A 24,610-nucleotide genomic window follows, 5' to 3' on the forward strand; every position below is an offset into this window, starting at 1 on the left:
CCAGCGCTTAGTCTGGCGCCGTCTCGCTTGATGCTGCCGTGCCAAGAGGACGATTGCCATTGCTGGCGACCCTGATTTCGGAGATAAGTTGATCGGGCAATGCGTCTTCGCATAGCTGCCTGTACGCAGCCTGGCGCGCGATCGTTTCATGGTGCAGGCGCAAATATGCGAGATGCGGTTTGATCAGCGAGCTATCCTGTCCGAGGGCATTTGTTTGGTAGCTGGACCAGGGGTAGTGTTCTGGCTTGTCCACCATGCGCGCGCGCACAGGGTTCAGCTCGATGTAGCGCTGGCATGCCAGAAAATATTGCTCGTCGAGCACCAGGCAAGAACGAAAGCGGCCTTCCCACAAGGTGCCCGTACGCGTGTGGTGACGGTTGAAATATTGCACATAACGTTGACCGAGGCGCCGCATCAGTACGCTGGCTCCGTGCTCATCATCTGGAGACAAAAGCAAATGGGCGTGATTGGTCATCAGTACGTAGGCATGCAGAGCACAACCGCAGTCGTATGCACATTCACGCAATATGTCGAGATACACCAGATAGTCGCTTCGACAGGTGAAGCACGGAATCCGATTGTTTCCTCGCTGGATGACATGGAGCGGTACCGACGGTAGGACAAGGCGGCGCGGACGTGGCATGGCGAAAGCGAAAGCGACGAAAGACGAGACGATACAGAATCGTCGCCCGAAGACGTCGAGCAAGATCAACCGTACGGAGATATCCGGACAATTTGCATGTGGAACTTTCCAAAAATCGGGCTCTGACCCCGGTGTTGGTTTATGAAATCCGTCAGTCGGGCAATAATTTTTACCAGCCGTTGGATATGCATATGTCCCCGTCGTAGCATCGACAAACCTGCACCTCAGCAGGCATACAACGATAATCCAACGGAGACAACCATGAGCGTATCGCGTCGCCTGTTCCTGGCCGCCCTCGGCGTGGCCGGCGTGTCTGGCGGAAGCCTGGCCCGGGCCGGGGAGCTGCCGCAACCCCTCGTCCTCTACGATGACGAATTGAAGAACGGTTTCCAGAACTACAGTTGGGCGAAGACGCAGTTGTCGATGTCGGTCGGTAACGGCAAGCCGATCCGCGTCGAAGGCGAGCCGTGGAGCGCGCTCGCACTGCACCATGAGCCGTTTTCCACCGAGGGCTACAGCAAGCTGACCTTCGTCATCAACGGCGGCAAGGACGGCGGCCAGACCCTGATGATCAAGGCCATGGCCGACGGCAAGGCGATCGACGCCGACTTCGCCATCCAGCTCAAGGCGAAGACGTGGGCCGTCGTCGAAGTGCCGCTGAAGGACATCAACGCGGCCGGCAAGACCATCGACACCCTCATCTGGCAAGGCCAGGCCGCCGCCTATCCGGGCTATTACATCACGCGTATCCAGCTCGAGTGAGCGCGCGCGTTCACGGCAGTTCGCCGCCCGAGAACGGGTCGATCGAATACGGGTACACGGTGCCGAGGAACCCCGGCTGCGCGCGCACGCGCCCGATCCAGCGATTGACGCCGGGATAGTCGGACAGCGCGAGCCCGGCCTCGTCGGCCCGGTGGACGTAGGCAAACAGCGACATGTCGGCGATCGTGTACGCAGCGCCCGCGATGAACGGGCGCTGCGCCAGTTCGCGGTCGAGGATCGCCAGCGCCTTGTCCGCGACGCGGCGCAGGCGGTCGACCAGCGCCGGCGCGCGCCGTGCCAGCTTGCCCGTCAGCGTCCAGTGGCGCAGCGTCGCGATCGACGCCACGTGGTCCTGTTCGAACGACAGCCATTGCTGCACCTTCGCCTGGTCGAACGGATCGGCCGGCAGATACGGCGTGCCGTGCGCCAGGTACGTCAGGATGGCGTTCGACTCGGCCAGCGTGCGGCCGTCGGGCAGGCGCAGCGCGGGCACGGCGCCGGTCGGATTCATGGCCAGGAAGTCCGGGCGCTGGCCTTCGCCTTCGAAGATGCGCACGATCTCCGTGCGGTAGGGGATGTCGAGATGGTTCAGCAGCAGGCGGACTTTCCAGGCGTTCTGCGAGGGCAGGTAATCGTACAGGGTAAGCATCGTGGGTCTCCATGAGTCGGACCACGATTGGACCACCGTACGACACGCCGTACCCTCCGGTTCTTGCCATCGAACCGATGGCAGGGCGATTGACCACAATGTAAATTTCGATACACTCTGTTTGTTGCGTTTGAATCGTATCCCGGTTCATCGATCACAAGAACGGAGACCCCATGCGCCACAAGCCCACAAGGCCCCTGCAGTGCACCCTGATCGCCCTGGCCCTCACGGCCGCCACGGCCCACGCCACCACCGTCATCGACAACGCCAACGGCTACACGCTGAACGCGAAGGGCGACGTCGTCCAGTTCGCGTCGCTCGCGTTCGACGACGCCGGCCGCATCCTCGCCGTCGGCACTGCCGCTGAAGTCAACGCGAAAACCCCGCAGGCGAAGCATGTCGACATGGCCGGCCGCACCGTGCTCCCGGGCCTCATCGACGCGCATGGCCACGTGTTCGGTCTGGGCGAGATGCTGACGCAGCTCGATCTGTCTGCCACGGTGTCGCTGCCGCAGGCGCTGGCCGCCATCGGCGACTACGCGCGCGCCAACGCCAAGGCTGCGTGGGTGCGCGGGCGCGGCTGGAACCAGGAGAACTGGAAGCTGGGCCGCTTCCCGACGGCGCAGGAGCTCGATGGCGTCGTGGCCGACCGGCCTGTGTGGCTGGAACGCGTCGACGGCCACGCCGGCTGGGCCAACGGCCGCGCACTGGCACTGGCCGGCGTCACGGACAAGACACCGGACCCGGTCGGCGGCAAGATCGTGCGCGACGCTGCCGGCCACGCGACGGGCGTGCTGGTCGATGCGGCGCAGGCGATGATCCAGAAGGTGCTGCCGCAACCGACCGAACAGGAAGCGCGCACGATGCTCGACCGCGCGCTGGGCACGATGGCCAGCGTCGGCCTCACGAGCGCGCACGACGCGGGCATCGGCATCGCCCAGGACCGGCTGTACCGCGATTACGCGGACCACGGCAGGCTGACGGCGCGCATCTACGCGATGATCGGCGGGACTGGCGCCGACTTCGACCAGCTGGCGAGAAACGGCCCGCTGAACACGTACGGCCGCGACATGTACGCGCTGCGCGCCGTGAAGCTGTACGCCGACGGCGCGCTGGGCAGCCGCGGCGCCGCATTGCTGGCGCCGTACACGGACGATCCGCATTCGCACGGCCTGCTGTTCCATTCGAACGGCGAGATCGACGCGATGATCGCCAAGGCGATGAAGAAGGGCTACCAGGTCAACGTGCACGCGATCGGCGACGCCGGCAACCGCCAGATCCTCGACACGTTCGCCAGGGAGATCCCGGCCAACCGCGGCCAGGCGCTGCGCCACCGCATCGAGCATGCCCAGGTCGTGACGCTGGCCGACATCCCGAGATTCAAAAGCATTGGCATCATCCCGTCGATGCAGCCGACGCACGCGACGTCCGACAAGAACATGGCCGAGCAGCGCATCGGCCCCGAGCGCATCAAGGGCGCGTACGCGTGGCGCACGTTCCTCGCGCAGGGTTCGCGCATCGCGTGCGGCTCGGATTTCCCGGTCGAGGCACCGAACCCGTTCTTCGGCATCCACGCGGCCGTCACGCGCCAGGATGCGAACGGCAATCCGATCGCCGGCTGGTATCCCGAGCAGGAGATGTCGCTGAAAGAAGCCTTCCGCTGCTTCACGCTCGACGCGGCGTATGCCGGCCACCAGGAAAAGACGCTCGGCTCGCTCGAAGCGGGCAAGTACGCGGACTTCATCGTCATCGACCGCGACCTCTTCAAAATCTCCCCGTACGACATCCACAAGACCGGCGTGCTCGAGACGTGGGTCGGCGGCCAACAGGTGTACCGAAAACCATGATGAAAGCTCTCGTCGCCGCTCTCGCATTCGTGGCCGTTTCCCCGGCCTGGGCGCAGTCTTATGCCCGCATGGTCGTCATCGTCCCCAAGCCTGGCCAGGCCGAGGCGTTTGAAAAGGGCTACGAGCGGCACCTGCAATGGCACAAGGGCGTGCAGGATCCGTGGACGTGGTACGGCTGGACCTTCGTGCTGGGCAACCGCATCAACCGCTTCATGGACGGCACGTTCGGCCACGCGGCCGCCGACTTCGACGCGGCCGTGCAGCCCGCCGCCGACGCCGCCGACAACAACGTGAACGTGGTGCCGTACGCCGACTTCGTCAGCCACGGCATCTACCAGCGCATGGACGCGATGAGTGCGGGCGAACCGTTGCCGGACGCGTCGCCGTTCCTGAACCTGACGACTTACCACATCCGCCCCGGCCAGGAAGCGGCGTTCGAGCAGGCGGTGGCACGCGCGCGCGGCACGGCGCGCCAGACGTGGTACCGGCTGCAGGCGGGCGGCGAGGCCCCGCAATACGTGCTGATGCGCGCCGTGGCGTCGTTCGGCGCGGCCGCGACCTTGGGGACGCCGTACACGCTGTCCGGCCTCGTCGACCGGGTGGACAATGAATTGCTGCGCTATCGACCCAACCTCAGTTATCGCCCTTGACGAGGTTGTATAGACAACTTAGACTTCCTGGAATGCCCATCGAGGAGTCCGTCATGACCAAAGACCCGCGTTTCGATCCCACCCGCGTCATCCGCGCCCCGCGCGGCAGCGAGCTCACATGTAAAAGCTGGCTGACCGAGGCGGCCTACCGCATGCTGCAGAACAACCTGGATGCCGAGGTGGCGGAAAACCCGCAGGGGCTCGTGGTCTACGGCGGCATCGGCCGCGCGGCGCGCGACTGGGCCTGCTTCGACCAGATCCTCGCGTCGCTGCGCGATCTCGACGACGACCAGACCCTCCTGATCCAGTCCGGCAAGCCGGTCGGCGTGTTCCAGACGCACCCCGACGCCCCGCGCGTGCTGCTGGCGAACTCGAACCTCGTGCCGAAATGGGCGACGTGGGAGCATTTCAACGAGCTCGATCGCAAAGGCCTGTTCATGTACGGCCAGATGACGGCCGGCAGCTGGATCTACATCGGCACCCAGGGCATCGTGCAGGGCACCTACGAGACATTCGCGGAAGCCGGCCGCCAGCACTTTGGCGGCGACATGTCCGGTCGCTGGATCCTGACGGCGGGCCTGGGCGGCATGGGCGGCGCGCAGCCGCTGGCCGCGACATTCGCCGGCGCCGTGTCGCTGAACGTGGAATGCCAGCAGAGCAGCATCGACTTCCGCCTGCGCACCCGCTACCTCGACAAGCAGGCGAAGGACATCGACGAGGCGCTGGCCATGATCCGCGCCCACACGGAACGCAAGGAAGCCGTCTCCATCGGCCTGCTCGGCAACGCGGCCGACGTGCTGCCGGAACTCGTGCGCAGGGCGAAAGAGGGCGGTCTCGTGCCGGACCTCGTGACGGACCAGACGTCCGCCCACGACCTGATCCACGGCTACCTGCCGCGCGGCTGGACCGTCGAGCAGTGGCTGGCGGCCCAGCGCGACCCGGCGCAGCACGCTGCGCTGAAGCAGGCCGCGGCCGAATCGTGCGCCGTGCACGTGCAGGCGATCCTCGACTTCAAGGCGATGGGATCGTACGCCGTCGACTACGGCAACAACATCCGCCAGGTCGCGTTCGACCAGGGCGTCAAGAACGCCTTCGACTTCCCCGGCTTCGTTCCCGCGTACATCCGCCCGCAGTTCTGCGAGGGGCGCGGCCCGTTCCGCTGGGTGGCGCTGTCCGGCGACCCGGAAGACATCCATAAAACCGACGCGAAGATCAAGGAGCTGTTCCCGCAGCATACGCGCGTACACCGCTGGCTCGACATGGCGCGCGACCACATCGCGTTCCAGGGCCTGCCGGCGCGCATCTGCTGGCTGGGCCTGGGCGAGCGCCACCTGGCCGGCCTCGCGTTCAACGAGATGGTCCGCACGGGCGAATTGAAAGCGCCGATCGTGATCGGGCGCGACCACCTGGACACGGGCTCCGTCGCGAGCCCGAACCGCGAGACGGAAGCGATGCGCGACGGTACCGATGCCGTCTCCGACTGGCCGCTGCTGAACGCCATGCTGAACACGGCCGGCGGGGCGACGTGGGTGTCGCTGCACCACGGCGGCGGCGTCGGCATGGGCTATTCGCAGCATGCGGGCGTCGTCATCGTGGCGGACGGTACCGAGGCCGCGGATAAACGCCTGGCCCGCGTCCTCGTCAACGATTGCGCGTCGGGCGTGATGCGCCATGCGGATGCCGGCTACGAACTCGCGATCGAGACGGCCAAGCGTTTCGGCCTGCGCCTCCCGATGATCAAGTAAGCATATCGACACCATGACACAAGCACATTCCCTGACCCTGCAACCGGGCGCCTTGTCCCTGAACGACCTGCGCGCCGTCTGGGGCGCGCACGGTCCGCTCACGCTCGCACCGGAAGCCTACGCCGCCATCGAGACCTCGGCCGCCACCGTGCAGGCCATCGTCGCCAAGGGCGATCCGGCCTACGGCATCAACACGGGCTTCGGCATCCTGGCCAAGCGCCACATCCCGCAGGCCCAGCTCGAGCAGCTGCAGCAGAACCTGATCCTGTCGCATGCCGTCGGTACGGGCGAGCTCCTGCCGGATCACGTCGTGCGCCTGATCCTGCTGACCAAGATCGGCAGCCTCGCCCGCGGTTATTCCGGCGTGCGCCCGCTGATCATCGACACCCTGATCGCCCTGTACAACGCCGGCATCATGCCCGCGATCCCGTCGCAAGGGTCCGTCGGCGCATCCGGCGACCTCGCGCCGCTGGCGCACATGACGCTCGCGATGCTGGGCGTCGGCCAGGTGCGCATGCGCGGCGAACTGATGGATGCGCGCGCCGCGCTGGACGCGGCCGGCATCGAACCGGTCGTGCTGGCCGCGAAGGAGGGGCTTGCGCTGATCAACGGCACGCAGGTGTCGACGGCGCTGGCCCTGAACGGCCTGTTCCTCGCCGAGCGCCTGCTGGAAGCGGCGATGGTGTCGGGCGCGCTGTCGCTGGACGCCGCCCGCGGCAGCGACGCCCCATTCGACCCGCGCGTGCATGAAGTGCGCGGCCAGCCGGGCCAGATCGCGGCGGCGAAGATTTATCGCCAGCTGGTGGCGGGCAGCGCGATCCGCGCCTCGCACCTCGTCGGCGACGAGCGCGTGCAGGACCCGTACAGCCTGCGCTGCCAGCCGCAGGTGATGGGCGCCGTGATGGACCTCATCGCCCAGGCCGGCCGGACACTCCTGATCGAATCCAACGCCGTCACGGACAATCCGCTCGTGTTCCCCGACTCCGGTGAAGTGATTTCCGGCGGGAATTTCCACGCGGAACCCGTCGCATTCGCGGCCGACATCCTGGCCCTGGCCATTGCCGAGATCGGCGCGCTGGCCGAGCGCCGCATCGCGCTGCTCATCGATTCCACCTTGTCCGGCCTGCCGCCGTTCCTCGTGCGCGAACCGGGCGTGAACTCCGGCTTCATGATCGCGCACGTGACGGCGGCCGCGCTGGCGTCGGAAAACAAGTCGCTGGCGCATCCGGCCAGCGTCGACAGCCTGCCGACGTCCGCCAACCAGGAAGACCACGTCAGCATGGCGACATTCGCGGCGCGCCGTCTCGGCCAGATGGCGCACAATACGGGTGTCATTGTCGGCATCGAGCTGCTGGCGGCGGCGCAGGGGATCGAATTCCACCGGCCGCTGACGAGCTCCAGCCACCTGGAACATGTCCATGCAAAATTGCGCGAGCACGTGCCGGCGTTCGACGAAGACCGGTTTTTCGCGCCGGACATCGAGGCGGCGCGCCGGATGGTGATGGATGGCGAACTGTCGGCCGCGTGCAAGGACTTGTTCGCCGCACTGCACTGATCAGGGGATCACGATGGATTTCAGGTTCAAGCCAGGTTCCGTGCCGCTGCTGCTGTCGATACCGCATGCGGGCACCGACATTCCCGACGACATCGCAGCGACCATGGCGTCGTGCGCGCTGGTGCGGGCCGACACGGACTGGCACCTGCCCGACCTGTACGCGTTCGCGGACAGCCTTGGCGCCTCCACGTTGTCCGCGCGCTGGTCGCGCTACGTCATCGACCTGAACCGTCCGCCCGAGGACACGAGCCTGTACCCGGGCCAGGACACGACGCGCCTGTGCCCCGTCGACACGTTCGCGCGCGAGCGGTTGTACCAGGACGGCCGCGAACCGGACACCGACGAGATCGAGCGCCGCCTGGAGCGCTACTGGCGCCCGTATCACCAGCAACTGCGCGCGGAACTCGACCGGCTGCTCGCGCTGCACGGGCAGGTCGTGCTGTGGGATGCGCATTCGATCGCATCCGTCGTGCCGCGCTTCTTCGACGGCCGCCTGCCCGACCTGAACTTCGGCACGGCCGACGGCCGCTCATGCTCGCTGCAGTTGCAGGGCGAGATGATGCGCGTGGCGGATTCCCAGGACCTGTTTTCGTTCGTCTTCAACGGCCGCTTCAAGGGCGGCCACATCACGCGCTTCTATGGCGATCCGGCCGCCGGCGTGCACGCGATCCAGCTCGAGATGTGCCAGTGCCTGTACATGGACGAGGCGCCGCCGTTCGAATATCAACCCGACGCCGCCGGCAAGGTACAGCCTTTGCTGCGCGAATTGCTGGAGTCCGCGATCGGCTGGGCGAGGGCGGGAGGACACGCGTGAACGCCCTGTTCGCGCGCCACGCGCTGCTGGCCGGCGGCTGGCAGCGGGACGTGCTGCTGGAATGGGACGTGCGCGGCGACCTGACGAAGGTCGCGCCGGAGGCGTCGCCGCCGCTCGGCGTGGCGCGCGTGGACTACGTCCTGCCCGGCATGATCAACCTGCATTCGCACGCATTCCAGCGCGCCATCGGCGGGCTGACCGAGCGGGCGGGGAGCGGACCTGACAGCTTCTGGACCTGGCGCGACCTGATGTACCGCGTGGCCAACCGCATCACACCGGAGCAGATGGAAGCCGTGGCCGCGCAGCTGTACGCGGAATGCCTGCGCCACGGCTACACGGCCGTCTGCGAATTTCATTACGTGCAGCGCGCGCCGGGCGGCCATGTCTACGGCCATCCGGCCGAGACGGCGCAGCGCATCGCCCAGGCCGCGCACGAAGCCGGCATCGGCGTGACCCTGCTGCCCGTGATGTATGCGTACGCGGGCTTCAATGACACGCCGTTGCGTGAGGACCAGGAACGCTTCCGCACGGATCCCGCCCAGGTGCTGCGCATCGTCGAAGCGCTGGAACCCTTGCGCAGTCCGCAGCTCGAAGTGGGCGCGGCGCCGCATTCGCTGCGCGCCGTGTCGGCAAGCCAGTTGCGCGAACTGGTGCAGGCGCTGCCGCCCGGACGGCCGCAGCACATCCACATCGCCGAGCAGCAGGCGGAAGTGGTGCAGTGTCTGGAGGCGACCGGCATGCGGCCGGTGGATTACCTGATGGAGCAGACAGACGTCGATGCGCGCTGGTGCCTCGTGCACGCGACGCATCTGTCGGACGGAGAACGGGACCGCATCGCGGCCAGCGGCGCCGTCGCGGGCCTGTGCCCGACGACGGAGGCGAACCTGGGCGACGGCCTGTTCCCGTTGTCTCCCTATATCGCGGCCGGCGGGCGCTTCGGCATCGGCAGCGACAGCCATGTGTCGCAAAGTCCCGTGGAAGAACTGCGCTGGCTCGAATACGGCCAGCGCCTCGTGCACCAGCGCCGCAATATCGCCGTCCATGGCGACGAACGCGACGTCGGCGCCTTCCTGTGGCAGCAGGCGCTGGCGGGCGGCGCGCAGGCGGCCGGACGCCGGCTCGGCGTGCTCGCCCAGGGCCGGCGCGCCGACCTGCTCGTGCTGGACAGCGCGCACCCGAACCTGGACGGCGTGCCGCCGCACGAAGTGCTGGGCCGCTTCCTGTTCAGCGGCAACGACAACCTCGTGCGCGACGTGCTGGCCGGCGGCCACTGGGTGGTGCAGGGCGGCCGCCACAAGGCACAGGACGCGATCGCGCAGCGCTACAAGGCCGCAGCGCGTACACTGCACGCACATTGATGCCAACGACGAAGGGGTGCAAGCCATGACGATGTTGATTCCGTATGCGAACCTCGAACCGGTGTCCTGGAAAAACGGCGGCGGCAGCACGACCGAAATCGCCGTGTTCCCACCCGACGCGGGCTTCGACGACTTCGACTGGCGCGTGAGCCTCGCCACCATCGCGAACGACGGCCCGTTCTCCGTGTTCCCCGGCGTCGAGCGCACGCTGGTGCTCGTCGACGGCCCCGGCATGACGCTCGACATCGACGGCACGCCCATGCTGCTGTCGAAGGGCGAACCGGTCGCGGCGTTCGATGGCGAGTCACGCGTGGAGGCCAAGCTGAACCGCGGCGCCAGCACGGACTTCAACGTGATGACGCGGACGGACCGCTGCTGGCACCGCTTCGGCCGCCGCCGGCTCGACGGCGACTCCACGTTCGTCGCGCGCGCCGACGTCACCGTGCTGTTCCTGGCCGAAGGCGACAGCCTGGAACTGTGCAGCGACGACCAGCGCATCAACCTCGTGCGCTTCGACGCCGTCGTGCTCGACCCGGACACGAAGTGGAAACTGCGGGCGGAGCAGGGCGCCATCTTCATCGTCGATATCCACTACTACGACGACGAGGACGACCTCGACAACGAGGACGGCATGTATGAGTGAAGCCGTCGACGTCCTGTACGCGAATGCGCGCGTCGCGACGCTGGCGGACGGCTACGGGATCATCGAGGATGGCGCGGTGGCCGTGCGTGCCGGGCGCATCGCGTGGGTCGGACCGCGTGCCGACGCGCCCCCGGCGTTGTCAACGCACGATTGCGGCGGCCTGTGGCTCACGCCCGGCCTCGTCGACTGCCATACGCACGTCGTCTACGCGGGCAACCGCAGCGACGAATGGGAAGCGCGCCTGAACGGCGCGACCTACGAAGACATCGCGCGTGCCGGCGGCGGCATCATGTCCACCGTGCGCGCCACCCGCGCGGCATCCGAAGACGATTTATTGAAGGCGAGCCTGCCGCGCATCCGCGCGCTGCTGGCGGAGGGCGTGACGACGCTGGAGATCAAGTCCGGCTACGGCCTCGACCTGGAGACGGAAGCGAAGATGCTGCGCGTGGCGCGCCGCGTGGGCGAGCTGCTGCCCGTGGACGTGTACACGACCTTCCTCGGCGCGCACGCGCTGCCGCCGGAGTACGCGGGCCGCGCCGACGACTACATCGACATGCTGTGCGGCGAGATGCTGCCGGCGCTGGCGGCGCAGGGTCTCGTGGATGCCGTCGACGCGTTCTGCGAGCGCATCGGCTTCTCGCACGACCAGACGGCGCGCGTGTTCGACGTGGCGCGGCGTCTCGGGCTGCCCGTGAAGCTGCATGCGGAGCAGCTGTCGGACCAGGGCGGCGCGGCACTCGTCGCACAGTACGGCGGGCTGTCGGCCGATCACCTGGAGTGGCTGTCGGAAGAGGGCGTGGCCGCGATGGCGCGCGCGGGCACCGTCGCCGTGCTGCTGCCCGGCGCCTATTACTTCCTGCGCGAGACGCGCATGCCGCCGCTTGCTCTCTTGCGCGAAGCGGGCGTGCCACTGGCCGTCGCCACGGACTGCAATCCGGGCACGTCGCCGATGACGTCGCTGCTGCTGGCAATGAACATGGCGTGCACGCTGTGGCGCCTGACCCCGCTGGAGGCACTGCGCGGCGTGACCGTGAATGCGGCGCGCGCGCTGGGCCGTACGGACGCCGGCACGCTCGCAGCGGGTCAGCGTGCCGACTTCGCCCTGTGGGACATCGCCCGTCCGGCCGACCTGGCGTATGCAATCGGTGCGAACCCGTGCCGGGGCGTCGTCCGTGCCGGCGTGTGGCGCGATCAGGTATCCTGACGGCTCATCCACAACGCCACCGGAAACCGCATGCTGAGATTCGCCATGCTGGTGCTCGCCTGCGCCGGCATCCTGTCGTCCGCCCACGCGGAAGAACCCCTGCGCGTGGGCTCCAAGCGCTTCACCGAGTCGTACATCCTGGGCGAGATCCTCACCCAGACCGCGGCGCGCACCGGGCCGGCCGAGCATAAACAGGGCCTGGGCAACACGGCCATCGTGCTGGGTGCGCTGCGCTCGGGCGCCATCGACGTCTATCTCGAATACCTGGGCACGATCGACCTGGAAATCCTCAAGAATCCGCAGCCGACGTCGCTCGACGCGATGCGCGCGGCCCTGCGTCCGCTGGGCCTGGGCGTGGCCGTGCCGCTGGGCTTTTCCAACGGCTATGCGCTGGCCGTGCGCGGCGATGCCGAAGTGCGGCGCCTGTCCGACCTGGCGGCGCATCTGGACATGAAAATCGGGCTGTCGCATGAATTCCTCGGCCGCGCGGACGGCTGGCCGGGCCTCGCGCGGCGCTACGGCCTGGCGCAGCACCCGCGTGGCCTGGACCACGGCATCGCATATGAGGCGCTGGCGCAGCGCCAGGTCGACGCCATCGACATCTATTCGACGGATGCCAAGATCCGCCAGTACGGCTTGCGCGTGCTGGACGACGACAAGCAATATTTTCCGCGCTATGACGCCGTGCTGCTGTACCGGCTCGACGTACCGCAGCGGTTTCCGCAGGCGTGGCGTGCCATTGAGCAATTGCAGGGCACGATCAAGGCGGATGACATGATCGCGATGAATGCAGCGGCCGAGCGGGATGGGAAAAGCTTCTCGACAATTGCACGTGACTGGCTTGCGTGTAAGGTAGACGGCTCAGCCGTCCACGCGTCCAACCCACGGTCGAATTGCCGTGACGTTCGACCGGCGATTGAACGCGTGGACGGGAAACCCGTCCACCCTACCGTGCGAGATGGTCTCTTCGCCAAAACGTTCGGCAATGGCTTCGCTGCACTGGCCCGCCAGCACCTGCTGCTGGTCGTGTTGGCCGTCCTGCTGGGCTGTGTCGCCGGCATCCCGCTGGGCATCGTCGCCGCCCTCGTGCCGCGCCTGCGCCAGGCCGTGCTGGCGATTGCCGGCGTCCTGCAGACCGTGCCATCGCTGGCGCTGCTGGCGATCCTGATCCCGCTGCTCGGCCGCATCGGCACGGTCCCTGCGCTGGTCGCCCTGTGCGCGTACGCGTTGCTGCCCATCGTGCGCAACACGTGCACGGGGCTGCTGCAGATGCCGTCCGGCCTGCGCACGGCGGCGCTGGCGCTGGGGCTGACGCGGCGGCAGTCGCTGGTCGAGGTCGAGCTGCCGCTGGCCATGCCCACGATCCTGGCCGGCGTGAAAACGGCCGCCGTGATGAGCGTCGGCACGGCGACCATCGCCGCCTTCATCGGCGCCGGCGGCTTCGGCGAACGCATCACGACAGGTCTCGCGCTGAACGACAACGACATGCTGCTGGCGGGCGCGATCCCGGCCGCGTTGCTGGCCTTGCTGACCCAGGCCGCGTTCGAACTGTGCGAGCGTCTCCTGGCGAGGCGGCGCTACAGCGATTGAAGTTTGGAACGGGTCGTGGAAATCGCGCGGTGCAGGATACGTTCCGCGTGAAAATCGTTTTCGCGCTGGACGGCGATGGCGTGCAGGCTGCGGTTATAAGTGTCGATCCGGGAACGGAGCCAGGCCCGGTAGACCCATCGGGTGATCGACATGCTATGCGATTTTGTCGGCGTGTTCATGTCCATGTCCTCGTCAGTGACCACATTGTCCCGCTCGACGCGTTCTTGAATTTGTGATCACTCAATCGGACCCGGCCCACAAAAATCCCGCTTTCTGTTACCGAGGTAAGCATTTGTAAGGAATCTGCAAATGCCGCGATGGGGAGACTATATTGAAGCCGTTGGATTCAAGTCTCCCCTCCCCATCGACGAATGGGTTCACCCACGGTCTGCGAAGCGGCCCGTGGGTTTTTTCTTGCCTGAATCAGCCTTGGGCCAGCGCTTCCAGCGGCGCGCCTGTGACACGGCAGATACGCCAGTCGGGCATGACCTCGGCGCCCATAGCTTTGTATAAATTGATTGCTGGCGTATTCCAGTCCAGCACCGACCATTCGAAGCGGCCGCAGCCGCGCTCGACGGCCAGGCGCGCCAGGTGCTTCAGCATGCGGCTGCCATAACCCTTGCCGCGATGCGATTGCCGCACGTACAGATCTTCCAGATACAGTCCACGCTTGGTGAGGAACGTCGAGAAATTGTGGAAGAACAGGGCGAACGTGACGACTTCGCCATCCGCTTCGCCGACGATGGCTTCGCAGGCCGGATGCGGGCCGAACAGGCCTTCGTGCAATTTCTCTTCCGTCGCCACGACGAGGTGCTCGAGCTTTTCGAACACGGCCAGCTCGACGATCATCGATTGGATGTGGGTGACGTCGGCCGGGGTGGCGGGGCGGATCGCGAAGGTGGTATCAAGAGTCATGGAGTCGTTTCGATGCAATCGTTGAGGTTGACGGAAGCGGCCGGCTTGGCCGCGGGCGCTCGCAAGGCCCAGGCGACACTGCCCAGGCAGACGGCCATACCGAGCCATTCGGTGAGGCCGGGACGGTAGTGTTCGAGCTTGATCGACAGCAGCACGGAGATCACGGGCGTGATCACGCCGATGTACACAGCCTTGTTCGAGCCGATGCGGTTGATCAGCGTAAAGTAGCAGATGAAGGCGACGACCGAGCCGAAGATGGACAGGTGCAGCAAGCCCAGTACATAGCTGGCCGTGCGCGGGATGATGAATTCCTGGCCTGTCGCGAGGCACCACACGGCGACCATGCACGTGCCCCAGAACATCGACCAGCCCGTCGTCAGCACCAGGTTGTTCGATTCCTCGCGCACCTTGCCCACGACGATGCTGCCGGCCGAGCTGGCGATCGACGCGGCGATGCCAAGCAGCAGGCCGAGGGTGAAATGGCCTTGCCCGCCCTGGCCCAAGTGGCGCAGTTCAGTGCCGATCGCGTGCCAGAACAGCAGCGTGACACCGGCGATGGCCGCCGCGCCGGCGCCCCACGTGCGGCGCGGGATCGGCGTGCCGAACGCGATGCGCGCGCAGATCGGCGTCCAGAACACCATCAGCGCGAACAGCACGGCGACGAGCGCCGATACGACATATTGTTCGGCGTTGTACGTGCAGACGTACGACACGCAGAAGGTGAAAAAACCTTGCAGCAGGGTCCAGCGCTGGACGCGCCATGGCAGCCGCAGCTTGTCGCCGCGCAGCAGGCAGTACGCGAACAGCGTCAGCGACGCGAGCGCGAACCGGTAGACGACCGACACCGCGGGCGGAACTTCACCCAGCTCGAGCGTGATCGCGAAGAAAGTCGATCCCCAGATCAGGGACGCGATGGTGAAGAGGACGTAGGAGGGCATCGCGAAAGTATATCGCGATCCCTCTACTGTCGTGGCCGGTGGTAAATGTCAGTGCGTCACGCGCGTCGTGTACCCGTTGCTGAGCAAACGTACGCGCTCGCCCGGCCTGAACATCTCGTCGGCCGCCTGCGTGATGGAACGCAGTTCGCCGTTGTCGAGCTTGACGGTGATTTCGAAACCGGCCCGGTTGTTGACCTGGTTCTCGACGCGGTTGCCGATGATGCCGCCCGCGACGGCGCCCAGGATGCCGACGGCGGCCGAGCCGTTGCCGCCGCCGACCTGCGAACCGCCGAGGCCGCCCAGCGCGGCGCCGGCCATCGTGCCGACGCCGGATTCGGGATTGGCGATCGTCACGTTGCGGACGGATTCCACGGTGCCCATGCGCACCACTTGTTCATTCATCGTCTGGTAGCTGCTGTAGACGCTGCCCGAATTCGACGGACCCGCGCACGCCGCGAGCAGGGCGGTCAGCGGGACGAGGGCGAGGATGGCGATGCGTTTCATGTTCACTCCAAAGCAATTAATAAGCAACATGGAGGCGACGATACAAAAAACCAAGTACGAACAGCGGACCGATCAGCAGAAAGCGCAGGTCGTCGAAGAACGACGGTTTCTTGCCTTCGATCTTGTGCCCGATGAATTGGCCGATCCACGCGACGACGAAGATCGCGATCGACAGCGGCAGCACGGTGAACGGCGGCATCAGCGCCAGCAGGGCCAGCATCACGGCACTCATCAGCAGCATGCCGAACGCGAACGGCGGCGACAGCCGGAAGTAATACACGAGCGCCGCGAGCACCGCGACGACGGCCACGGCCGGGTGGATGCTCCACAGGATGCCCAGCAGCGTGAACACGATCACGGGCACGCACACAATATGGATCAGCTCGTTGGTCGGATTGCGGTGGCTGTCGCTGTACTGGTCGAGCAGCACGTCGATGGTGCGGGACATCGTGGTCTCCTGGCCGTTATTGTGTTTTCGATTCTACACCCGTGATTACGCCGCAACGGGGACCGGCGCAGAGACACGGGGCAACGCACCCATGTGCATGTAGGGATTCGCGGCGAACAGCTCGGCCACCCATTCGACGAACACGCGCACCTTCGCGGACAGGTGGCGGTTCTGCGGATACACGACGTGGATCGGCAGCGGATCGCTGCGCCAGTCCGCGAGCACCTGCACCATGCGCCCGGTCGCCACGTGCTTGTCGAGCAGGTAGTCCGTCATCTGGATGATGCCGAGGCCCGCCAGCCCCGCTTCCACGTAGGCGTTCGAATCGTTCAGCGCGATCACGCCGCGCATGGGCACCTCGATGCGTTCGTCGCCGCGGTTGAAATCCCAGTCGAAGATCTTGCCCGTCTTGGCCGAGAAATAATTCACGCAGCGGTGGCGCTCGAGTTCGCGCGGGTGCTGGGGCATGCCGTGGCGCGCGATGTACGCGGGCGACGCCGCCGTCAGGAAGTTGACGACGCCCACGCGCCGCGCGATCAGGCTCGTGTCGCCCAAGGCGCCGCCGCGCACGGCGCAGTCGACGCCTTCCTCGACCAGGTCCACGGGACGGTCGGAGCTGCCCAGTTCCAGCATGATGTCGGGATAGCGCTCGAAGAAGTCGGGCAGGGCGGGCACGAGGATCTCGCTCGACAGCCCTGTCGGCGCATCGACGCGCAGCCGGCCGCTGGGCGACAGGCGCGTGCGCGACAGCGATTCCTCGGCGTCGCGCACGTCGGACAGGATGCGCAGGCAGCGTTCGTAATAGGCGGCACCGTCCGTCGTCACCGTCACCTGGCGCGTGGTCCGGTGCAGCAGCTTGGCCGACAGTGCCCCCTCGAGCGCCTGCACGAGCGTCGACACCGTCGCCTTGGGCAGGTTCATCATCTCGGCCGCCCGCGTGAAGCTGCCGGCGTCCACGACCTGCACGAAGACTTCCATCGCTTGTAGCTTGTTCATGTCAAATCAGCATCATGTAAATGGTGAGAATGCGTGATTGTTCAAAAATCTGAACAATGGATTCGCAATTGAGCTATTTATTAGATTCTAGTCGAAGTCTATAGTGTCGGTACGGTAGCTGATAGTTTCGATATTTGACACACCCAAGGAGAGGATCATGAAAGCGCATCGCGATGGAATCGCGGCAGTGTTCGGGCTGATACTCGGCGTAGTGGCCATGGCAGGCACGGTACTCACCGACGAGTACGCGCATGCGGCCGGTGCCGAGGCACGCGGATACGATGCGCTGTTCCATGTCGTCGCCACGGGCGAACAATGCGATGCGACCGCGATCCCGGCCGTGCTGGTGGCATCGAACGAGGTGAATCGCGAGGGGCGTCGATGAGCGTTGCACGCAAAGCCGACGACGGCCATACGCTGGCGGTACGCGACCTGCAGGTCGTGGGCGCGGAAGGACCGCTGGCCGCCCGCCTGTACAAGGCTGCCGTCGACGGCAAGCGCGATGTGCTGATCGTGTTCTTCCATGGCGGCGGCTTCGTCGACGGCGACCTGGAAGACGCGGATCCGTTCCTGCGCCACCTGTCGGAGGCGAGCGGGTATCCGGTCGTGCTGTCGTCGACCTATACGCTGGCGACGGTGAAGCCGTTCCCGGCCGCCGCGGAAGATGCGCATGCCGTGCTGCTGTGGGCAAAGAAGAACAAGACGAAGCTCGGCTGGACCGGCAAGCGCATGCTGGTCGCGGGCATCGAGGCGGGCGCGAACCTCGCCGCCGTGTGTACCCTGATGGCGCGCGACCGGGGTGCGCCGCGGCTGGCCGGCCAGATCCTGTTGATGCCGATGCTGGACCCGGGCCTGTCGACCTGCTCGATGCGCGAGATGCCGACCTGCCCCGACAAGGCGAAGGTGTTCGACGAATGCGCCGCCGCCTACCGGGGCTACCTGCCGCACGCGGCCGACCGCAGCCATCCGTATGCATCGCCGCTGCAGTCGAGCCGTTTGAAGAACCTGCCGCCGGCCTTGATCCTGTCGATCGAGGACGACCCGCTGCGCGACGAAGCGGAAGCCTACGGCGGCAAACTGATCCAGTCGGGCGTGCCGACGACGGTCAGACGCTTGCAGGCGGCGCAACGCCTGCAGGAACCGAATGCGCGCGACACATGTGCCTGTCGGGGCCATGCGTTGAGCGAGATTGCCAACTTCATTGCCGGCCTCGACGAGGAAGACGAACCGGCAAGCTGTTGACCTCGTAGTTCTCAAGATTCACCACCAACCATAAATACGTGCCTGCGAGGCACGGGAGACCTGTCTTTTCCTGCAAAAGCCTGGAAAGGACCGTTTTCGTCCAATCATTAAAAGCTAGTTAATAACCGGAGGGCTAACCATGAAAACGATTCAACAATTCCAGATGGCCGTGCGACCCGTCGTGCTGGCGCTGGGCGCAGCCGGCGTCGCGGCCCTGATCGCTGGATGCTCGGATGCGACCGGCAAGGCCGCCGAGGCGCAAAGCCAGGCGCAGGCAGGTCCGCCCGTGTCCGCCGCCGCCGTGCTCGAAAAGCCGGTCGCCGAAACGCAGGAATTCTCGGGCCGTCTCGAAGCCATCGAGCGCGTCGAGATCCGTCCGCGCGTCTCCGGCTACATCACCGCCGTCAACTTCAAGCCGGGCGCCGAAGTGAAAAAGGGCGACGTGCTGTTCGTGATCGATCCGCGTCCGTACCAGGCCGAAGCCGAGCGCGCCATCGCGGCTGCGAAATCGGCCCGCGCCAAGGCCGACCTGGCCCGCACGGAACTGGCGCGCGCCGAGCGCCTGCTGGGCGACAAGGCGATCGCGCAGCGCGAATACGATGCGAGCCTGTCGAGCCAGAAGGAACTGGACGCGTCCGCCCGCGCCGCCGAAGCGCAGGCCGAAGCCGCCCGCCTGAACCTGTCGTACACCCGCGTCGTCGCGCCGATCAACGGCCGCGTCTCGAAGGCCGAGATCACCCTTGGCAACCTGGTCGACGCATCGGCCGTGCTGACGTCGGTCGTGTCGCTGGACCGCATCTACGCCAGCTTCGACGGCGATGAAGAGACCTACCTGCGCGTCGCCAAGCAGGCGCACGACGGCCAGTCGGTGCCGGTCAAGGTGGGCCTCGTCAACGAAGAAGGCTACCCGCACGAGGGCAAGCTGGAATTCGTCGACAACCAGCTCGACTCGCAGACCGGTTCCGTGCGCATGCGTGCCACGTTCGAGAACAAGGACCGCAGCATGGCCCCCGGCTTGTTTGCCCGCGTGCAGATCGGCGGCGGCGAAGCCAAGCCTGCGCTGCTGATCACGGACCGCGCCATCGGCACGGACCAGAGCCACAAGTTCGTGTTCGTCGTGGGCGCGGACGGCAAGGCCGAGTACCGCGAAGTGAAGCTCGGCCCCGTCGTCGACGGCCTGCGCGTGGTGCGCGCCGGCCTGAAACCGGGCGAGAAGATCGTCGTCAACGGCCTGCAGCGCGTGCATCCGGGCGCACCCATCACGGCGCAGGTCGTGCCGATGGTCGCATCGCTGGCGCCGGCCAAGGCGCCCGCCAAGGACGCGAAGCTGGCCATGGCAGACACGAAGTAATCCCATAAGACCGAGGGACAAGAACAAATGAACATCTCACGCTTTTTCGTCGACAAGCCGATCTTCGCGGCCGTGCTGTCGGTGCTGGTCTTCGTGGCCGGCCTCATCTCGATCTTCGAGTTGCCGATCTCCGAGTACCCGGACGTCGTGCCGCCCTCCGTGGTGGTGCGCGCCCAGTACCCGGGCGCCAACCCGAAGGTCATCGCGGAAACCGTCGCGACGCCGCTGGAGCAGGAAATCAACGGCGTCGAAAACATGCTGTACATGACGTCGCAGAACACCTCCGACGGCGCCCTGATGCTGACGGTGACTTTTAAAATCGGCACCAACGTGGAGCAGGCCGAGACGGCCGTGCAGAACCGCGTCCAGCGCGCGCTCCCGCGCCTGCCGGACGAGGTGCGCCAGATCGGCGTCACGACCGTCAAGAGCTCGCCCAACATCACGATGGTGGTCCACCTGCGCTCGCCGGACGGCCGCTATGACGACCTCTATCTGCGCAACTACGCCACCCTGAACGTCAAGGACGAACTCGCGCGCATCAACGGCATGGGCGAAGTCCAGCTGTTCGGTTCGGGCGACTACGCCATGCGCGTCTGGCTCGATCCGCAAAAGGTCGCCGCCCGCAACCTGACCGCGAGCGACGTCGTGAACGCCATCCGCGAGCAGAACGTGCAGGTCGCAGCCGGCGTCGTCGGCCAGGGCCCGTCGAAAGGCGCGGACTTCCAGCTGACCGTCAACACGCAGGGCCGCCTGCAGTCGGTCGAGGAGTTCGGCAACATCGTCATCAAGACGAATGCCGACGGCGCAACCACCTTGCTGAAGGACGTCGCGCGCCTCGAAATGGGCTCGAACTCGTACGCCCTGCGCGCGCTGCTGGACAACCAGTCGGCCGTGGCGATCCCGATCTTCCAGGCGCCGAACGCCAACGCGCTGCAACTGTCGTCCGACGTGCGCGCCAAGATGAAGGAGCTGTCGAAAGATTTCCCGGAAGGCGTCGAATACAGCATTGTGTACGACCCGACCCAATTCGTGCGTGAGTCGATCAACTCCGTGATCCACACGCTGATCGAGGCCGTGATCCTGGTGGCCATCGTCGTCATCGTGTTCCTGCAGACGTGGCGCGCTTCGGTGATCCCGCTGCTGGCCGTGCCGGTGTCCGTCGTCGGCACGTTCGCGGTGATGCTCGCCTGCGGCTTCTCGATCAACACGCTGTCGCTGTTCGGCCTTGTGCTGGCGATCGGTATCGTGGTGGACGACGCGATCGTCGTCGTGGAGAACGTCGAGCGCAACATCGCGAACGGCCTGAATCCGCATGACGCCACCGTGCAGGCGATGAAGGAAGTCTCCGGCCCGATCATCGCGATCGCCCTCGTGCTGTGCGCCGTGTTCATCCCGATCGCGTTCGTGTCGGGCCTGACCGGCCAGTTCTACCGCCAGTTCGCGCTGACCATCGCCATCTCGACCGTGATCTCCGCGTTCTCGTCGCTGACGCTGGCCCCGGCACTGTCGGCCGCGCTGCTGCAGTCGCACCACGCGCCGAAGGACCGCCTGACCCGCATGATGGACGCCGTGTTCGGTCGCTTCTTCAAGGGCTTCAACCGCTTCTTCGGCCGCTCGTCGCATGCCTATGAAGGCGGCGTGAAGGGTGTCCTGAAGCGCAAGAGCGCCGCGCTGGGCGTGTACGTGCTGCTCGCCATCGCCGGCATCTTCATGTTCAAGGCCGTGCCGCCGGGCTTCGTGCCGGCGCAGGACAAGGCTTACCTGATCGGCTTCGCGCAGCTGCCGGACGCCGCCTCGCTGGACCGCACGGACGCCGTCATCCGCAAGATGTCGGACGTGGCCAAGCAGATCCCGGGCGTCGAATCGTCGGTCGCGTTCCCGGGCCTGTCGATCAACGGCTTCACCAACGCGCCGAACGCCGGCATCGTGTTCACCACCTTGAAACCGTTCGACGAACGTAAAGGCAAGGAGCAGAGCGCCGACGCGATCGCCGCCGAGATCAACAAGCGCATGGGCGCCATCGAGGACGCGTTCGTGATGGTGCTGTCGCCCCCGCCGGTCAACGGCCTGGGTACGACGGGCGGCTTCAAGATGATGATCGAAGACCGCGCCGGCGTCGGTTACGACGAGCTGTATAAAGCCGTGCAGGCCGTCCAGGCCAAGGCGTGGACCGACAAGCGCCTGCAGGGCGTGTTCTCGGGCTACCAGATCAACGTGCCGCAGCTGTTCGCCGACGTCGACCGCGTGAAAGCCAAGCAGCTGGGCGTGCCGCTGGCCGAGATCAACCAGACCTTGCAGATCAACCTCGGCTCGCTGTACGTGAACGACTTCAACCAGTTCGGCCGCACGTACCAGGTGCGCGTGCAGGCGGATGCGCCGTTCCGTTCGCAGCGCGAACAGATCGCGCAGCTGAAGGTCCGCAACGACAAGGGCGAGATGATCCCGCTGTCCTCGCTCATGAAGGTCAAGGACACGTATGGTCCGGATCGCGTGCAGCGCTACAACGGCTACGTCGCCGCCGAGCTGAATGGCGGCCCGGCACCTGGCGTGTCGTCGGGCCAGGCGCAGGCCGCGATGGAAGAAATCGTCAAGGCCACGCTGCCGAAAGGGATCTCGTACGAATGGACGGACCTGACGTACCAGGACATCCTGGCCGGTAACACCATGCTGTACGTGTTCCCGCTGTGCGTGCTGCTCGTGTTCCTCGTGCTCGCCGCGCAGTACGAAAGCTGGACGCTGCCGCTGGCCGTGATCCTGATCGTGCCGATGTCGATCCTGTGCGCCCTCATCGGCGTCAAGCTCACCGGCGGCGACAACAACGTGTTCACGCAGATCGCCCTGTTCGTGCTGGTGGGCCTCGCGTCGAAGAACGCGATCCTGATCGTGGAATTCGCGCTGGAGCTGGAACACCACGGCCGCAGCATCGTGGACGCCGCGCTGGAAGCCTGCCGCCTGCGTCTGCGTCCGATCCTGATGACGTCGATCGCGTTCATCATGGGCGTGGTGCCGCTGGTGCTGTCGCACGGCGCCGGTGCCGAGATGCGCCACGCGATGGGCGTCGCCGTGTTCGCCGGCATGCTGGGCGTGACGTTCTTCGGCCTGTTCCTGACGCCGGTGTTCTACGTCCTGCTGCGCACCCTGGCCAAGCGTTTCGAGAAGCCGAAGCATGCCCACGCCCATTCCCACGACACGGCACCGAATGCCGTCGGCGGCGACCAGGCACCGGCACTGGAAGGAAACTGATATGAAAACGATGATTGCAAGGGGTGTAGCCCCGCTGATGGCGGCACTGCTGCTGACGGCGTGCGCCGCCCCGGAATTCAAGCAGCCAAGTATTACGACGCCGACGGCGTTCAAGGAATCGCAAACCGCGCCCGCCGCTGCGGCGAATGATGTGCGCAGCGCCGCCGACGGCACCACGTGGACCGTCGGCCGTCCGGCCGAAGCCCAGCCGCGCGGCGAATGGTGGCGCGCCTTCAACGACGAGACGCTGAATGGTCTCGTCGCGGAAGCGACCGCGAACAACCAGAACCTGACGGTGGCCGCCGCCCGCGTGAAGCAGGCGCGCGCCATCGCGGGTATCGCCGAAGCGGACCGCATTCCGCAGGTCGGCGTGGGCGTCGGCGCCGAGCGCGCCCGCCTGTCGCCGCTGGAAGCCGGCCTGCCAAAGGGCACGAACGTCCCGGCCGCGAACACGTACTCGGCGCGGCTGTCGGCCAGCTACGAGGTCGACCTGTTCGGTCGCGTGTCGTCCAACGTGGCGGCCGCGCGCGGCGATGCCGGCGCGGTGGAAGCGACGTACCGCTCGGTGCTGCTGTCGCTGCAGGCCGACGTGGCGCAGACCTATTTCCGCCTCCGTTCGCTGGATGCGGAAATCGCGACCGTCAACCACACGGTGCAGCTGCGCGAAGAAAGCGTGCGCGTGACGGGTCGCCGCTTCGACGCGGGCGACATCGGCGAATTCGACCTGTCGCGGGCGAAGACGGAACTGGCGACGGCGCGTTCGGAAGCCATCGGCCTGCAGCGCCAGCGCGCCACGGCGGAACACGCGCTGGCCGTCCTGCTGGGCAAGCCGGCGTCGAATTTCTCCGCGCCGTCCGCGCCGCTGAGTGACGCCGCCGCGCTGCCGTTGATCCCGGCCGGCCTGCCGTCCACGCTGCTGGAGCGCCGTCCCGACATCGCCAGCGCCCAGCGCTCGATGGAAGCGGCGAACGCGCGCATCGGCGTGGCACGCTCCGCGATGTTCCCGGCGCTGAACCTGTCGGCGGGCGCCGGTGGTGTCGGCACCAGCTTCGCCGAGGTGTTCAAGTGGAGCAGCCGTTCGTGGCTGCTGGGCGCCGCGCTGTCGATGCCGCTGATCGACGGTGGCCGCAACCGCAGCAACATCGTGCGCAGCGAAGCCGCGCTGGAAGAAGCGGTGGGTTCGTACCGCCAGAGCGTCCTGACGGCCTTCGCCGAAGTCGAGGACAACCTGGCCGGCCTGCGCATCCTGGCAGGGCAGAGCGCCGAACTCGAAGCGGCGGTGGTTTCCGCGCGCCGCTCGGCCGACCTGGCGCAGAAGCTGTATGACGCGGGCCGCGGCAGCTATCTCGAACTGCTGGACGCCCAGCGCAACCTGGCGACCGTCGAGCGCAACGCGGTCCAACTGCATGGCGACCGTGCGATCACCACCGTGGCGCTGATCCGCGCGCTGGGTGGCGGCTGGGATGCCGCTGCCCGTGTGGACGATACGGCGCAGGCGCGTAACTGAAGACGA

At 66.4% G+C, this 24,610-nt stretch carries 23 protein-coding genes; 15 read left to right on the plus strand and 8 right to left on the minus strand.

What is annotated here, in order from left to right; genetic code table 11:
- Window positions 1–7 precede the first annotated feature (7 nt).
- Window positions 8–643 carry a transposase gene (locus P0M04_RS12180; RefSeq protein WP_259450861.1) on the minus strand — a complete coding sequence of 212 codons (636 nt, stop codon included), beginning with the start codon at window positions 641–643 and terminating at the stop codon, window positions 8–10.
- Between the two features lie 261 nt (window positions 644–904).
- On the opposite strand from P0M04_RS12180, the gene P0M04_RS12185 reads away from it, so the two are divergent.
- Window positions 905–1,405, plus strand: coding sequence for a hypothetical protein (locus P0M04_RS12185; protein ID WP_259450728.1), 501 nt, complete (start codon window positions 905–907; stop codon window positions 1,403–1,405).
- A 10-nt stretch (window positions 1,406–1,415) separates the two neighbouring features.
- Here the strand turns inward: P0M04_RS12185 and P0M04_RS12190 are convergent, their stop codons facing one another.
- On the minus strand, window positions 1,416–2,054 hold the full coding sequence (locus tag P0M04_RS12190; protein ID WP_259450729.1) for a glutathione S-transferase family protein: 639 nt from the start codon (window positions 2,052–2,054) through the stop codon (window positions 1,416–1,418).
- Between the two features lie 173 nt (window positions 2,055–2,227).
- On the opposite strand from P0M04_RS12190, the gene P0M04_RS12195 reads away from it, so the two are divergent.
- From P0M04_RS12195 to P0M04_RS12235, 9 genes are read left to right on the plus strand one after another with little or no spacing between them, the layout of a single operon-like run.
- Window positions 2,228–3,901, plus strand: coding sequence for an amidohydrolase (locus P0M04_RS12195; protein WP_259450730.1), 1,674 nt, complete (start codon window positions 2,228–2,230; stop codon window positions 3,899–3,901).
- On the plus strand, window positions 3,898–4,551 hold the full coding sequence (locus P0M04_RS12200; protein WP_259450731.1) for a hypothetical protein: 654 nt from the start codon (window positions 3,898–3,900) through the stop codon (window positions 4,549–4,551). The genes P0M04_RS12195 and P0M04_RS12200 overlap by 4 nt, the downstream gene beginning before the upstream one ends.
- Window positions 4,552–4,604: 53 nt before the next feature.
- The gene (gene hutU, locus P0M04_RS12205; RefSeq protein ID WP_259450732.1) at window positions 4,605–6,296 is read left to right on the plus strand and encodes a urocanate hydratase; all 1,692 of its coding nucleotides are present in this window, start codon (window positions 4,605–4,607) and stop codon (window positions 6,294–6,296) included.
- A gap of 13 nt (window positions 6,297–6,309) precedes the next feature.
- On the plus strand, window positions 6,310–7,851 hold the full coding sequence (hutH, locus tag P0M04_RS12210; RefSeq protein WP_307727238.1) for a histidine ammonia-lyase: 1,542 nt from the start codon (window positions 6,310–6,312) through the stop codon (window positions 7,849–7,851).
- A gap of 13 nt (window positions 7,852–7,864) precedes the next feature.
- Complete coding sequence (gene hutG / locus P0M04_RS12215) at window positions 7,865–8,665, plus strand: N-formylglutamate deformylase (protein ID WP_259450733.1); 801 nt, start codon at window positions 7,865–7,867, stop codon at window positions 8,663–8,665.
- Window positions 8,662–10,023, plus strand: coding sequence for a formimidoylglutamate deiminase (locus tag P0M04_RS12220; RefSeq protein ID WP_259450734.1), 1,362 nt, complete (start codon window positions 8,662–8,664; stop codon window positions 10,021–10,023). Before hutG ends, P0M04_RS12220 begins: the two co-directional genes overlap by 4 nt.
- Window positions 10,024–10,048: 25 nt before the next feature.
- Entirely contained in the window at window positions 10,049–10,666 is a 618-nt protein-coding gene (locus tag P0M04_RS12225; RefSeq protein ID WP_259450735.1) for a HutD/Ves family protein, read from the plus strand.
- Window positions 10,659–11,870 (plus strand): imidazolonepropionase, encoded by a 1,212-nt coding sequence (hutI, locus tag P0M04_RS12230; RefSeq protein ID WP_259450736.1) that lies wholly within the window; start codon window positions 10,659–10,661, stop codon window positions 11,868–11,870. Before P0M04_RS12225 ends, hutI begins: the two co-directional genes overlap by 8 nt.
- Window positions 11,871–11,915: 45 nt before the next feature.
- Window positions 11,916–13,460, plus strand: a complete 1,545-nt coding sequence (locus P0M04_RS12235) for an ABC transporter permease/substrate-binding protein (protein WP_259450863.1) — start codon at window positions 11,916–11,918, stop codon at window positions 13,458–13,460.
- Here P0M04_RS12235 and P0M04_RS12240 read toward each other — a convergent pair.
- From P0M04_RS12240 to P0M04_RS12265, 6 genes are all read right to left on the minus strand, one after another.
- On the minus strand, window positions 13,448–13,639 hold the full coding sequence (locus P0M04_RS12240; RefSeq protein WP_259450737.1) for a hypothetical protein: 192 nt from the start codon (window positions 13,637–13,639) through the stop codon (window positions 13,448–13,450). The two genes, P0M04_RS12235 and P0M04_RS12240, sit on opposite strands and share 13 nt — an antisense overlap.
- A gap of 244 nt (window positions 13,640–13,883) precedes the next feature.
- Entirely contained in the window at window positions 13,884–14,375 is a 492-nt protein-coding gene (locus tag P0M04_RS12245) for a GNAT family N-acetyltransferase (protein ID WP_259450738.1), read from the minus strand.
- Window positions 14,372–15,313, minus strand: coding sequence for a DMT family transporter (locus tag P0M04_RS12250; RefSeq protein ID WP_259450739.1), 942 nt, complete (start codon window positions 15,311–15,313; stop codon window positions 14,372–14,374). Before P0M04_RS12250 ends, P0M04_RS12245 begins: the two co-directional genes overlap by 4 nt.
- A gap of 48 nt (window positions 15,314–15,361) precedes the next feature.
- Complete coding sequence (locus P0M04_RS12255) at window positions 15,362–15,817, minus strand: outer membrane lipoprotein (protein ID WP_259450740.1); 456 nt, start codon at window positions 15,815–15,817, stop codon at window positions 15,362–15,364.
- Window positions 15,818–15,833: 16 nt separating this feature from the next.
- A complete protein-coding gene (locus P0M04_RS12260) occupies window positions 15,834–16,265 on the minus strand; it encodes an Mpo1 family 2-hydroxy fatty acid dioxygenase (protein WP_259450741.1) in 432 nt (143 codons plus the stop codon).
- A gap of 45 nt (window positions 16,266–16,310) precedes the next feature.
- Entirely contained in the window at window positions 16,311–17,261 is a 951-nt protein-coding gene (locus P0M04_RS12265; protein ID WP_259450742.1) for a LysR family transcriptional regulator, read from the minus strand.
- Between the two features lie 157 nt (window positions 17,262–17,418).
- Here P0M04_RS12265 and P0M04_RS12270 point away from each other — a divergent pair, with 157 nt between their 5' ends.
- The 5 genes from P0M04_RS12270 (at window position 17,419) to P0M04_RS12290 (ending at window position 24,604) form a co-directional block, all read left to right on the plus strand.
- Window positions 17,419–17,646: a hypothetical protein gene (locus tag P0M04_RS12270; RefSeq protein WP_259450743.1), complete on the plus strand. Its 228-nt coding sequence runs from the start codon at window positions 17,419–17,421 to the stop codon at window positions 17,644–17,646.
- Window positions 17,643–18,503, plus strand: a complete 861-nt coding sequence (locus P0M04_RS12275; RefSeq protein ID WP_259450744.1) for an alpha/beta hydrolase — start codon at window positions 17,643–17,645, stop codon at window positions 18,501–18,503. Before P0M04_RS12270 ends, P0M04_RS12275 begins: the two co-directional genes overlap by 4 nt.
- 139 nt (window positions 18,504–18,642) lie before the next feature.
- Complete coding sequence (locus P0M04_RS12280; protein ID WP_259450745.1) at window positions 18,643–19,854, plus strand: efflux RND transporter periplasmic adaptor subunit; 1,212 nt, start codon at window positions 18,643–18,645, stop codon at window positions 19,852–19,854.
- A gap of 27 nt (window positions 19,855–19,881) precedes the next feature.
- Window positions 19,882–23,097: an efflux RND transporter permease subunit gene (locus P0M04_RS12285; protein ID WP_259450746.1), complete on the plus strand. Its 3,216-nt coding sequence runs from the start codon at window positions 19,882–19,884 to the stop codon at window positions 23,095–23,097.
- 1 nt (window position 23,098) lies between these two features.
- Window positions 23,099–24,604, plus strand: a complete 1,506-nt coding sequence (locus P0M04_RS12290) for an efflux transporter outer membrane subunit (RefSeq protein WP_259450747.1) — start codon at window positions 23,099–23,101, stop codon at window positions 24,602–24,604.
- The last annotated feature ends 6 nt before the right edge of the window (window positions 24,605–24,610 follow it).

The organism is Telluria mixta, from assembly GCF_029223865.1.
In the GTDB taxonomy this organism is placed as follows: Bacteria; Pseudomonadota; Gammaproteobacteria; order Burkholderiales; family Burkholderiaceae_D; genus Telluria; species Telluria mixta.